The sequence below is a fragment of the Sphingobacterium sp. SG20118 genome, from assembly GCF_044740685.1.
Lineage (GTDB): Bacteria > Bacteroidota > Bacteroidia > Sphingobacteriales > Sphingobacteriaceae > Sphingobacterium.
Genome location: NZ_CP172826.1, coordinates 4,830,741 through 4,843,918 on the forward strand (window position 1 = coordinate 4,830,741; position 13,178 = coordinate 4,843,918).

The window sequence follows — 13,178 nt, forward strand, 5'->3', positions numbered from 1 at the left end:
AAATTAAGATGTTTAAAAAATATAACGTTATCGTAGTTGGTGCTGGCCATGCAGGATGCGAGGCAGCAGCAGCAGCAGCAAATCTTGGTTCATCGGTATTGCTCATCACGATGAACATGGGCGTAATTGCTCAAATGAGCTGTAACCCCGCAATTGGTGGTGTAGCAAAAGGTCAAATAGTAAGAGAAATAGATGCTATGGGTGGGTACACTGGTATCATTGCCGATAAATCTACTATCCAATTCCGCATGTTGAACTTATCCAAGGGCCCCGCAATGTGGAGCCCAAGAACACAAAATGACCGGATGCGATTTGCAGAAGAATGGCGATTACAACTTGAAGCAATCCCAACATTGGATATGTGGCAAGATACAGTGAAAGAAGTCATCGTAAAAAATGGCAGAGCTTGTGGTGTGATTACTTCTTTGGGAATAGAAATTGAAGCGGATGCAGTTGTATTAACCAACGGAACATTTCTTAATGGAGTTATACATATTGGAGAAAAAAGATTCGGAGGTGGTAGAACAGGAGAGAGAGCAGCAACTGGTTTAACCGAACAATTGGTTTCATTAGGATTCGAGTCTGGTAGAATGAAGACTGGTACACCCCCAAGAATTGATGGAAGAAGTCTGAACTATGGACTGATGGAAGAACAATGGGGCGACGAAAAAAGAGGTAAATTTTCATATTCAGATGTACCATTACCAACAGAACAACGCTGTTGTTGGATAACCTATACCAACGAAAAGGTGCACGAAATGCTAAGAACTGGCTTCGAAAAATCACCTATGTTTACGGGTAGAATTAAAGGTTTAGGACCTCGCTATTGTCCTTCAATTGAAGATAAAATCAATAGATTTGCAGAGCGTGAAAGACATCAAATTTTTGTTGAACCAGAAGGATGGCATACAGCTGAAATATATGTTAACGGTTTTTCTACATCATTACCAGAAGATGTTCAACAGAAAGCATTGCGTTTAATACCAGGTTTCGAAAATGCAAAAATGTACAGACCAGGTTACGCCATAGAATATGATTTCTTTCCACCAATGCAACTTGATTTAACTTTGGAAACCCTTATCGTAAAACACCTATTTTTCGCAGGTCAGATTAACGGTACAACGGGATATGAAGAAGCAGCAGCACAAGGATTCGTTGCAGGTATCAATGCGCATCAACGCATCAATAATGACAAAGAGCTAATTCTTAAAAGATCGGAATCTTATATTGGTGTACTAATTGACGACCTTGTAACTAAAGGAACTGATGAGCCATACCGTATGTTTACGTCTCGAGCAGAACATCGCTTACTATTGAGACAAGATAATGCAGATATCAGGTTGACTCCAATTGCTCATAAATTAGGATTAGTAGGAGAGGACCGATACAATAAAGTTCAGGATAAAATAAAAAATGCCGACCATATTATTCAGTATTTAAAACAAAATTCGACAACAGTAGATAAGATGAACCCCATCTTAGAACAAGCCGGATCGAGCTTAATATCTCAAAAAACAAAATTGTCAAATCTATTGGGAAGACCCCAAATTGGTATTTATGATTTAGCAAAAGGCGATGAAGACTTTGGTTCATACCTAAATCAGTATGATAGAGAAACCATAGAGCAAGCTGAAATAAAAGTCAAATATGAAAGCTATTTTGAAAAGGAAATGGAAATAGTTAATAGAATGAAAAAAATGGAGGATAGAGAAATTAATCCAGAATTTGATTATTCTTCTCTTGTATCACTATCTATAGAAGCCCGACAAAAATTAACGCAAGTCAAACCACGAACTTTAGGACAAGCATCCCGAATTTCAGGTGTGTCCCCGTCAGATATAAGTGTTTTAATGGTACATATGTCGTAACATTTTGATTTTCAATAAGTTATGATGAATAAAACAATAGTGTAAAATAAAGCGATATAAAGTAATATTATTTCATTTATGACTCTACATTCAAAAAAAAATAAAACAAGCTTAAAAAGCTCAAAAAGCACTCTAATTTCAAGAGTAGGCCTTCTAAGCTTGTTTTCCTTGCTGATTTTACTTACAGTACAATGTGCAAGCATAAAACAACCCACAGGTGGACCAAAAGATTCGATAGCACCTGTGGTGTTAAACGAATTTCCAGCGAATTTTTCTAAAAACTTTAAAGAGAAAAAAATTGAGATTACTCTAGATGAATATGTCAAATTGAATAATCAGCAGAAGGAATTTAGTATTTCTCCTGATATGGATAAACCACCTCAATTTAAAATCAAAAAGAAAATACTAGAAATTACTTTACCTGATTCGCTAGAACAAAATACAACCTATACGATTAATTTTGGTAAAGGGCTTGTCGATTATAATGCCAGTAATCCTATCGTAAATTATAGCTACGTATTTGCGACAGGTGATCAAATAGATTCTTTATCTATTTCAGGAAATGTGACCAATGCATTAACAAAAGAAATAGAAAAAGAAGTACGTGTACTCCTTATTCCTACCAGTCAAGATTCCATATTTGGAAAAAAGAAAGCTAATATTTTTGCTCAAACTGATACTTTAGGTAATTATAAAATCAGCAATTTACGAGAAAATACGTATCGGATATATGCCTTAAAGGAAACTAATAACGACCGAATATATAATAATCCTGATGAACTGATTGGTTTTCTAAAAGATTCAATTGTATTGGATAAAGACTTAACCCAAGTCAATCTACAAATATCAAAAGGCACTCCCATTAAATTTAGAGTCCTAGATAAAAAAATAGAGAATACAGGACGCATTCAGCTAACGTTTAATAGAGGTGTTAAAGATCCAGGATTAACATTAATAAATGATGATGAAAATGATAAAAGCAAAATTGTAAAATATTCACAGGCTCAAGATTCAGCATTTATATACATGAATAATCTGGACAGAGATTCCATAAAGTTCATTTTAACAGAACAAAAATCAGTACTCGATACGATACTTATTAGAAAATCAAACTTAAAATTAGACAGAGCTATTATCCCCATTTTAGTACCCTCAAATGGTAAAGTAGATCGCGTAAAACACCTTACGCTATCATCATTGACACCTATCAAATCGGTCGATAAAAGTAAAATAAAATTTATAGAAGATAGTATTGCCAAAACAAATTTTCAACTACAATTAGATACTACCGTATCCAATTTATACCATATCCGGTATAACTGGAGAAAACAAAAAAACTATGAAATCATACTCGAAGAAGGGGCAATGAAGGGTTATTTTGGTGAGGAAAATAAAGAGAAAAAAATAAGCTTGAGCTACGATGATAGTGACAATTATGGTGATATTACTTTTACATTTACCGGCATTGATACTACCAAACAATATATAGTGGAGCTCATCGATGAGAAAAAAGAAAAAGTATATAGAAAAGATGTTCTAGATAATGCACTTGGTAAAGTAGCCTATAAAGAATTCCCAGGGGGTAAATATACCCTAAGAATTATCCGTGATGACAACAAGAATGGTATTTGGGACCCTGGAGAAGTTTATCAATTAACACAACCAGAATCCCTTATTTATCTAAATAAAATATTTACCATTCGTGCCAACTGGGAACAAAATGAGTCATTCAATCTACAAGAACTGAATAATCTAAATTAATCAAACCAAGAGCTATAAAGCACATAATTATGCGGTAACTGTTGTAACATATTTCTTTGTTCATCAGTTATCGCTTTTATCTTTTTTGCAGGTACGCCTGCATATAAATATCCCGTCTCACACACAAAATTTTCCAATACAACTGCACCTGCAGCTATAATCACATTACTTTCTATAATAGCATTGTCCATAACAATAGCTCCCATACCGATAAGTACATAGTCATGTATAATACAACCATGCACCATCGCTTGATGACCAATATTCACATAGTTACCAATCGTTGTACCCGATTTCATATAGGTACAATGGATAACAACACCATCTTGGATATTGGTATAGTTGCCTATACGAATAAAATTAACATCGCCTCTTATAACAGCATTGAACCAAACAGAACAATGTTCACCTAATTCTACATCCCCCACTATGGTACAATTAGGTGCTATAAAGCAATTTTCACTATACTTGGGGCTAATACCCTTTACTGGTAATATACAGGCCATATCGTTCTAAAATAAAGTATCTTTTAATGTATCAGCATGTTGCGGATAATCTGTCGTGAAATGTAAACCCCTACTTTCCTTTCTTAATAAAGCAGATTTAGTAACAATAAAAGCTACCTGGATTACATTTCTCAATTCACACAATTTAACGGATAATTTAGTATGTCTATAAAAATCTTCTGTTTCTCCATATAGTAAATGCAATCGATTGAGTGCACGTTCTAACCTGAAATCAGAACGAACGATACCAACATAATCACTCATTACTTTCTGACATTCGCGAAGGTTGTGCGTAACCAAAATATCTTCATTAGAGAGTTTAGCTTTTGAATCATCCCATTCCGGAAACCCCTACTGCATAAACAGCATTTGACAAAGTTTTAGCCGCATCCAAATAAATTCGATGCGCATAAACCAAAGCCTCCAAGAGCGAATTTGAAGCCAATCGGTTCGCACCATGCAAACCTGTTGACGAACATTCACCACACGCATATAAATTTTTGATACTACTTCTACCATAATCATCCACATAAATACCTCCACATAAATAGTGAGCAGCTGGGGTAACTGGAATAAAATCTTTGCTCATATCCAATCCAATCGATAAACATTTTTCATAAATATTTGGAAAATGCTTTATAATATCTTCCTTTTTACGATGCGTTATATCCAAATACACATAGTCAATACCTGATTTTTTCATCTCTGAATCAATCGCCCTAGCAACGATATCACGAGGTGCCAACGAGGCTCTTTCATCATATTCAAGCATGAAATCTTCACCATTGACACGTCGCAAAATACCCCCAAATCCACGTACTGCTTCCGATACCAAGAAGGCCGGTGAATCGCTAGGATTATATAATGATGTAGGATGGAATTGCATAAATTCCATATTTCGCACCTTCCCTTTTGCACGATAAACCATCGCGATTCCATCACCTGTTGCTATGGTTGGATTGGTCGTACTTGCATAAATATGACCAGCACCACCCGAAGCCATAACCGTAATCTTGCTTAAAATCTTATCGACCACATGTGTATCGGTATTAAAAGCATAGATACCAAAACACTTAATATCTTCCCTTTGCTTGTCTACAAACTCGCCCAAATGATGCTGTGTTATTAAATCTATAGCAAAATAATGCGTCAACATCTCAATATTTGGATGTTCATGTACTTTTTCAAGCAGCGATCTTTCTATTTCATATCCCGTAATATCTTTATAATGTAATATTCTATTTGCCGAATGCCCCCCCTCTTTCGCTAAATCATAAACTCCAGAATCTGACTTATCAAAAGAAGTTCCATAAGAAATAAGCTCTTCAATACGCTCCGGAGCTTCCCTAACTACGTTTTCCACAATTTCAACATCACACAATCCATCACCAGCTATCTGAGTATCAGTTATATGCTGTTCAAAACTATCAGATTTATCCACAACTGCAGCCACCCCTCCTTGCGCATATTTTGTATTTGATTCATCTTCATTTGACTTTGTGACAATCAATACTTTACCGTGATCAGCTGCTTTTAAAGCAAAACTTAACCCCGCTATTCCAGATCCAATGACAAGGAAATCTACCTTTCTTTCTGACATAACATAAAATTAGCATGTGACAAGCACATTTTGACTTTTCAAATTAACAAAAAATGTGGAAAACGTGTAGATAAAAGGTTAAATAAAAATGATAACTTTTTTTTTTTTGTTCAAAACCTCTTTTTACTATCAAATTCCTAAAAGTTACCACCATAAAACTGACGGTTTATCAACATAAATTAACATCTAAACAACTCACATTTTTCTATTGAAAATTAAATCGAGTAAAAACCACAGTATTAAAAATCAGGGCTTTAAAATGAATTTTATGTTAGTAAATTGTTAATAACTTTATAAAATCTTCAAATCAAAATAAAAAACAACACTTTTATCCCCATTTTCCACACACTAATAAACAATAAGACTTCTTTATATAAAAAAGATTATTAATTATTATAAAAAGAGAATGTGGAATACGTTTGATTTTCTTTGTTTAGTTTTGTCAAGTTGAATTTGAGGCTTTGAGAATTTGATTGTTGGTTAGGATTTGAAACCAATATCAAATATTCAATTGTCAGGGGCTTCATTTGATATTTTTTTTATTTAAACCCTTTTAGAATGCAATAAAATTTATTTTTTTCCTTTTTACACCGAATAATCAAGTGTTAAACAGCTTATTATGCTATTTAAGGCCATAAAATTCTCAATTTTCAAATTTTTTAATTTGTAAATTGAAAAATTAAGACTTTGACTGAGAGATAATTTCTGCCTAATTTCTGATTTTGATGAATTTTATTCAATCAAACTATCTGTAAATCGGTTATTTTTTTTAAAAATTTAATTTTGAATTTGAAGTCAATCTCATTGCCTCTAAAATGCGAATTAAGGCTTTGAGAATTGATTATTTTAGGAAATGAATCTTATTCTTTTTTAAATGGATTCTTAGAGGCTTTCTTTACTGAAATTTATTTTTTTCACAGAAACAGCAGTTTTAAAAGCTTTTTAGCTTATGAATTTTTATTGTGAGAATTGAAAAAATATAGATTTTCAATTTCAAATTTTTTATTTGTAGCCTTGTGAATGCAGTATTTACTATTTTTTTTAAAATATTAAATATATTCAATTCATACTTGGTATAAACCCAATTTTGTGGCTCTGACAATTCAATATATTTTTTAATTTTATTTATTTGATGAATATTAAATTCTTAATGACTTTGAAGTTGAAACAAGTTTTTATCGCTAACTTTTATTCAAAAATTTTTATATTTTTCTTGTTTTAAATCCATTTTGTATGCCTGCCAATTCTGTATTTATTTTTTAAAATATGAAATATAATTTATCACATTCTCAGCGGGTATAATTTCAATTTTTAGGTCTTTACAATTCGTTATTCAAATTTTTAGCATATTATTTTCTAAATATTGAATTGCTTAAGCTCTTGTTTTTTTCTGTATGAATTTTTGAAAGCATTGATTTTCTATTTTTTGTTATCCATTGGTTCATAAATTTCCATTTTGATGATCGTTATCAAAATTTCATAAACGGAGAATCATATTTCTAATAAATTTTAAAATTCTTCTATTAGCCCTAATTAGATCAGTTTTTTTTGAAATTTCTATTTTCGCTTCCGTTTATGCGATTTATAAGCGCTTTATATCAAAATTTAACTCCCTTACATTTAAATATTTGAAAATTTTGTGGATAACTTTTCGCACAAGATATTTGTATAGCCTCAAAATAGTTTAGCTTTGTCTTATTGATTTGAGCTAATTAATTTATAAAATTTAGATTTATGGCTTTTTATCACTCACTCTTTGATATCCTCGCTACTTTCTTTTTCTTTGGAACTGTTAGCATCAATCATTAATACTTCAATATTTGAAAATCGGAGAATTCAATTTTCAAATATTCAATTCTAAGAGCCTTTATTTAGCAATTTGAGCCCTTTACAATTCGATATTTATAATTCTGTGGATAACTATGTTAAATATTTAAATCTCAAACCATTTTGTAAGATGGTTTATTGGCTTAAAACACGGTTTAAATTCACCTTTTAAGAAATGTTGATAAGTCTGTTAATTATCTTTATTACTGAATGTTATAGGATGAATTTAACTTGATTTTACCCACTTATTAACATAGAGTAAAATCAGGACACAATGAAATGTTGATAAGTATGTTAATTAACTGAATAGTAGCGTTATAATTTGATATATCAATGTGTTATATTCGTATTTATAAACATCATTTTTGATTAGAAGGGTTTATTGAAGAACTATTATTAATTTTGTAATGTAAATCAAATTAAGAAGAAGAATTAATGGATTTAGTAAATTACGATATTGAAGCGAAGGGTTATATTGATATACCTATAGACCCGAGCTTGGATTTGATTGAAGAGATCAAACGTCTTAAAGAAGAAAAAAACGCCGTTATTTTAGCACATTACTATCAAGAAGCCGAAATACAGGATATCGCTGATTATATCGGTGATAGTTTAGGCTTATCACAGGAAGCGGCTAAAACGGATGCAGATGTAATTGTTTTTGCAGGAGTACATTTTATGGCAGAAACAGCCAAGATACTTTCTCCCTCAAAAAAGGTATTGCTACCTGATGCTAAAGCAGGGTGCTCACTTTCGGATTCATGTCCGCCGCATTTGTTTGCCAAATTTAAAGAACAGTATCCCGATCATTTGGTTATTACATATGTAAATTGTACTGCGGAGTTGAAAGCACTTTCAGATATTGTATGTACTTCAAGTAATGCGGTAGAGATCGTTGAGAGTCTCCCAAAAGACCAAAAGATTATTTTTGGTCCAGACCGCAATCTAGGGGCATACGTGATGAAGAAGACAGGAAGAGACCTTGTGCTTTGGAATGGAGCATGTATGGTACACGAAATTTTCTCTCAGGATAAGATTGATCACTTAAAAGTAACCTATCCGGATGCAAAATTTATTGCTCATCCAGAATGTGAAGATCATATTTTGGCAGGTGCGGATTATGTTGGCTCTACTTCAGGAATGTTGAAGTATACGATGAACGATGAGGCTACAACTTATATCGTGGCTACAGAGTCTGGAATCATTCATCAGATGCAAAAGGCTAGTCCAGGTAAAACGTTCATTCCTGCACCTCCAAACAACGCTTGTGCGTGCAATGATTGTCCACATATGAAATTGAATACGCTGGAGAAGCTATATAATTGTTTGAAATACGAAAGTCCGGAAATCATACTTGATGAGGCGGTCATAGCAAGAGCACAAAAACCTATTGAGCGTATGCTTCAGTTATCTGCACAATTAGGATTATAATAGTAAAATTAAAGACAGGTATGTTAGAATTTGATAATACAGAAAGAACAAATTTAGGAGAATTGGGTGAGTTTGGTTTAATTTCTTATTTAACTAAGGCTGTCGAAATAAATGAACCAAGTACCATCAAAGGTATTGGCGACGATGCCGCTGTTTTAGATTTTGCTAACAAAAAAACGTTGATATCAACGGATCTTTTATTAGAAGGTATCCATTTTGATCTGCGCTATGTACCCTTGAAGCATTTAGGCTATAAAGCGGTTCAGGTAAATCTGAGCGATATCTATGCGATGAACGGAAAAGCGTCTCAGATAACTTTTTCAATTGGTTTATCATCTAAATTTCCTTTAGAAGCCGTTGAAGAAATCTATCAAGGGGCATTGATTGCTTGTAAGAAATATAATGTAGACTTGGTAGGGGGAGATACATCTGCATCTGTCCAAGGTTTAGTTATTTCTGTGACGAGTATTGGTTTTGTTGATGAAGATAAGATTGCCTATCGTTCAGGCGCCCAAGAAGGCGATTTACTATGTGTTTCAGGCGATTTGGGAGCTGCATACATTGGTTTACAGCTATTGGAGCGCGAGAAGAATATCTTCTTGGAAAACCCCAATATTCAACCAGACCTAGAAGGTAAGGATTATATTGTAGAACGTCAGCTGAAACCTGAAGCAAGAAGGGATATTGTAGAGTTATTAGCAGAAATTGGAATAAAACCGAATGCTATGATTGATGTGTCGGATGGTTTAGCATCCGAGATCATCCATATTTGTGAGGCATCCAATAAGGGATGTAAGTTGTATGAAGATAAAATTCCTTTAGATTCGATGACATATGAAACAGCTCGTGAGTTTGGAATTGACCCTACAGTATGTGCTTTAAATGGTGGAGAAGATTATGAATTGCTATTTACAGTCCCACAATCTGATTACGATAAGATAAAAGGATCGATGGATATCACGGTCATTGGTCATATTACAGAAGCTAGTGAAGGTTGCCATATGATTTCAAAATCTGGAAAAGTATATCCAATAACTGCCCAAGGGTGGAATGCATTTAAGGATTAAGCATATAAAGCTGATAAAAAAGGGGATAATTATTATTATCCCCTTTTTCTTTATAGTGCAAATTCTTCTTCTTCTATATCGACCAGGTCGTACTCATCTTCATTTCTTTTTCTAATGTTAAAATCATTATATCCAAGACCAATTTCTATCTGTAATAATTTTTGCTGCAGCATCTCAAGAATAGCTAAGAAATTGTAAACAAATTGTACTTTGTTTACAGAATTTTTCAAGATATATTGAAAATCCAATTGGTTGTTAATTGCAATTAGATCTGCTATTGCTTTTTTCTGTTGTTCTATCGTATAGGGATGTTTTATCACCGTATGTTTCACCTCTTGTGGCCTATTTGCGTACTGAAAGATCATACGTTCATAAACCATCATAAGCTTGTAAAGATCAAAGCTATTTAATTCTTCCCCATTATTTGATTCAGGTCTTGCAAGTTGGATATCATAATTAATATTGCCTCGTTTATAAAGTTTTAAACGCTCTGACTCCAATAATTTTAAATCCTCGCATGTATCTTTAAATTGTTTATATAAAATCAATTTTTGAACAAAGTCTTCTTGAGGATCAATTTCATTATCATCATCATCCAATTCGAGACGAGGAAGGAGCATCTTTGCTTTGATCCGCATTAAAGTGGATGCGACAAAGATAAATTCACTTGCCATTTCCATATCCAGTGCCTGCAGCTGATTGACATAGGATAAAAAATCATCTGTTATTTTTGAAATCGGAATTTCATGAATATTCAATTCATCTCTTTCAATAAAAAATAAGAGGAGGTCAAATGGACCTTCAAATTGCGGTAACTTTATTTCGTATCCTTCTTCTACTTGCATATCAAAAGCAAAATTACATAATTATATAAACATTTTTATTTCAAACTATTAAAACTAAATGCTTCTATAGCTGTTCACTTTCTAATACAAAAAGTTTGATATATACCCTAGTTGTGATAAATAAGTTGTTATTTTGTATCAATATTTTAAAGTAATTAGCAATACTATGCAGTTTGATGCTGGAGAATTATTAAGTAAAATCAATGATCCCTCTGATCTGAAAAAACTCAAGGAAGACCAATTAGAACAAGTTAGTCAAGAGCTACGTCAATATATAATTGATTTAGTTTCTGTTAATGGGGGTCACTTTGCAGCTAGTTTGGGAGTCGTTGAATTGACAGTGGCATTACATTATGTCATGAATACGCCCTACGACCAATTGATATGGGATGTGGGTCATCAGGCATATGGTCACAAAATCTTGACCGGGCGTCGTGATTCTTTTCATACGAATAGAATTGCCAATGGGATATCTGGTTTCCCAAAACGTGGCGAGTCAGAATATGATGCATTTGGCGTAGGTCATTCATCCACCTCTATATCGGCAGCTTTAGGTATGGCCGTTGCATCCCAGATTAAGGGAGAAAAGGATCGTCAGCATATCGCTATCATTGGCGATGGTGCGATGACTGGTGGTATGGCTTTTGAGGCGCTGAACCATGCAGGTATCGAGAAGTCAAATCTGTTGGTTATCTTAAATGATAATTGCATGTCCATAGATCCAAACGTAGGAGCCCTAAAGGAATACTTAACAAGTATCACTACCTCCAAGCGATATAATCGTTTTAGAGACGATATTGCAGCTGTTCTATCTAAGATATCAGAAATGGGACCCAATGCCTTAGGGGCCGTTAAAAAGCTTGAGAAAAGCATTAAGGGAACCTTACTTAAAAACGCAAATTTATTTGAATCTTTAAATTTCAGATACTTTGGACCTGTTGATGGTCATGATGTTAAAAAGTTAGCAAAAACGCTAGAAGATTTACGTCATATTCCAGGACCGAAATTATTGCACTGCGTTACCGTTAAGGGTAAAGGTTATGCATTAGCAGAGAAGGATCAAACCAAATGGCATGCACCGGGTCTGTTTGATAAGATAACGGGTGAAATAAAAAAATCCGTAGTTGTGAAACCAACTGCACCTAAATATCAAGATGTATTTGGAAATACCTTAGTTGAATTGGCTGAGAAAAATGATAAGATAGTAGGGATTACACCAGCTATGCCTTCAGGTTCTTCTATGAATATCATGATGAAAGCTTTTCCTAGTCGATCTTTTGATGTTGGGATAGCAGAACAACATGCTGTTACTTTTAGTGCGGGATTGGCAACACAAGGGCTTATGCCGTTTTGCAATATTTATTCATCTTTCATGCAAAGAGCATTTGATCAAGTTATTCATGATGTAGCATTACAAAATTTGAATGTTGTGTTTTGCTTAGATCGTGCAGGTGTGGTTGGATCAGATGGTCCGACACATCATGGTGCTTATGATATTGCTTTTATGCGATGTATACCGAATATGACTGTTTCAGCTCCAATGAATGAAGAGGAGTTAAGAAACTTGATGTATACTGCACAACTAAAGGATAAGGGTCCATTTGTGATCCGATATCCTAGAGGTAATGGCGTAATGGTCGATTGGAAGAGAACTTTTAAAGAAATTGAAATAGGTAAGGGTAGGTTGGTCCAGGATGGTGAGTCAGTAGCCATATTGACTTTCGGAGCCATCGGTAATGAGGCTAGTAAGGCAATATTACAATTGGCAGAAGAAGGCATACATCCTGCACATTATGACCTGCGATTTGCAAAACCTTTGGATGAGGAGCTTTTACATAAGGTCTTCCAAAAATTTGAACATATTATTACAGTTGAAGATGGTTGTATACAAGGAGGTGTAGGTTCTGCTGTTTTAGAATTTATGGCCGATCATCATTATAGCAGTACCGTAGTCAGATTGGGTATTCCAGATACGATTATAGACCATGCTGAACAAGCAGATCAATGGAGTATTGCGCATTATGATGCGAAAGCAATTGCTATGGAATGTCGTAAATTAGTTAAGGGTATTAAAACCGATTCTTTGGTTAGTTAGTCTTCAGGCCACGAAATAAAAAAAGAGGAATTATAGCAATATAATTCCTCTTTTTTTGTTTAACTTAGATAAAATCTACGTAATAACAATTTATATTTCCTGCATATTGTCATAGTTTCTTTATGAAGAATCTATTTGGTTCATTAGATATTCCAATGCAAATATTACGTTTAAAATA

7 protein-coding genes and 1 pseudogene are annotated in these 13,178 nt (G+C 33.8%); 5 read left to right on the forward strand and 3 right to left on the reverse strand.

What is annotated here, in order from left to right; all coding sequences use genetic code 11:
- Positions 1–8: 8 nt before the first annotated feature.
- Complete coding sequence (gene mnmG / locus ACFX5U_RS22145) at positions 9–1,868, forward strand: tRNA uridine-5-carboxymethylaminomethyl(34) synthesis enzyme MnmG (protein ID WP_280571396.1); 1,860 nt, start codon at positions 9–11, stop codon at positions 1,866–1,868.
- A 168-nt stretch (positions 1,869–2,036) separates the two neighbouring features.
- Positions 2,037–3,629 (forward strand): Ig-like domain-containing domain, encoded by a 1,593-nt coding sequence (locus ACFX5U_RS22150; RefSeq protein ID WP_400262153.1) that lies wholly within the window; start codon positions 2,037–2,039, stop codon positions 3,627–3,629.
- On the opposite strand, the gene ACFX5U_RS22155 is transcribed toward ACFX5U_RS22150, so the two are convergent.
- Together ACFX5U_RS22155 and nadB are read right to left on the reverse strand one after the other, a co-directional pair.
- A complete protein-coding gene (locus ACFX5U_RS22155; protein ID WP_038694999.1) occupies positions 3,626–4,135 on the reverse strand; it encodes a gamma carbonic anhydrase family protein in 510 nt (169 codons plus the stop codon). The two genes, ACFX5U_RS22150 and ACFX5U_RS22155, sit on opposite strands and share 4 nt — an antisense overlap.
- Before the next feature lie 6 nt (positions 4,136–4,141).
- Positions 4,142–5,735: pseudogene (gene nadB, locus ACFX5U_RS22160) on the reverse strand (L-aspartate oxidase).
- 2,262 nt (positions 5,736–7,997) lie between these two features.
- Between nadB and nadA the strand changes: the two are divergent.
- Both nadA and thiL read left to right on the forward strand, forming a co-directional pair.
- A complete protein-coding gene (gene nadA / locus ACFX5U_RS22165) occupies positions 7,998–8,993 on the forward strand; it encodes a quinolinate synthase NadA (RefSeq protein ID WP_400262154.1) in 996 nt (331 codons plus the stop codon).
- Between the two features lie 20 nt (positions 8,994–9,013).
- Entirely contained in the window at positions 9,014–10,060 is a 1,047-nt protein-coding gene (gene thiL, locus ACFX5U_RS22170; RefSeq protein WP_038695005.1) for a thiamine-phosphate kinase, read from the forward strand.
- A 50-nt stretch (positions 10,061–10,110) separates the two neighbouring features.
- On the opposite strand, the gene ACFX5U_RS22175 is transcribed toward thiL, so the two are convergent.
- Positions 10,111–10,905, reverse strand: coding sequence for a segregation and condensation protein A (locus tag ACFX5U_RS22175; protein WP_400262155.1), 795 nt, complete (start codon positions 10,903–10,905; stop codon positions 10,111–10,113).
- Positions 10,906–11,071: 166 nt separating this feature from the next.
- Between ACFX5U_RS22175 and dxs the strand changes: the two genes are divergently transcribed.
- A complete protein-coding gene (dxs, locus tag ACFX5U_RS22180) occupies positions 11,072–13,000 on the forward strand; it encodes a 1-deoxy-D-xylulose-5-phosphate synthase (protein ID WP_400263627.1) in 1,929 nt (642 codons plus the stop codon).
- Positions 13,001–13,178: the final 178 nt, after the last annotated feature.

What these genes read in the sequence shown, in the direction of transcription:
- nadA (WP_400262154.1), top strand. Translation starts at nt 7,998, where the DNA reads ATGGATTTAGTAAATTACGATATTGAAGCGAAGGGTTATATTGATATA.
- ACFX5U_RS22155 (WP_038694999.1), bottom strand. Translation starts at nt 4,135, where the DNA reads ATGGCCTGTATATTACCAGTAAAGGGTATTAGCCCCAAGTATAGTGAA.
- ACFX5U_RS22175 (WP_400262155.1), bottom strand. Translation starts at nt 10,905, where the DNA reads ATGCAAGTAGAAGAAGGATACGAAATAAAGTTACCGCAATTTGAAGGT.
- mnmG (WP_280571396.1), top strand. Translation starts at nt 9, where the DNA reads ATGTTTAAAAAATATAACGTTATCGTAGTTGGTGCTGGCCATGCAGGA.
- dxs (WP_400263627.1), top strand. Translation starts at nt 11,072, where the DNA reads ATGCAGTTTGATGCTGGAGAATTATTAAGTAAAATCAATGATCCCTCT.
- thiL (WP_038695005.1), top strand. Translation starts at nt 9,014, where the DNA reads ATGTTAGAATTTGATAATACAGAAAGAACAAATTTAGGAGAATTGGGT.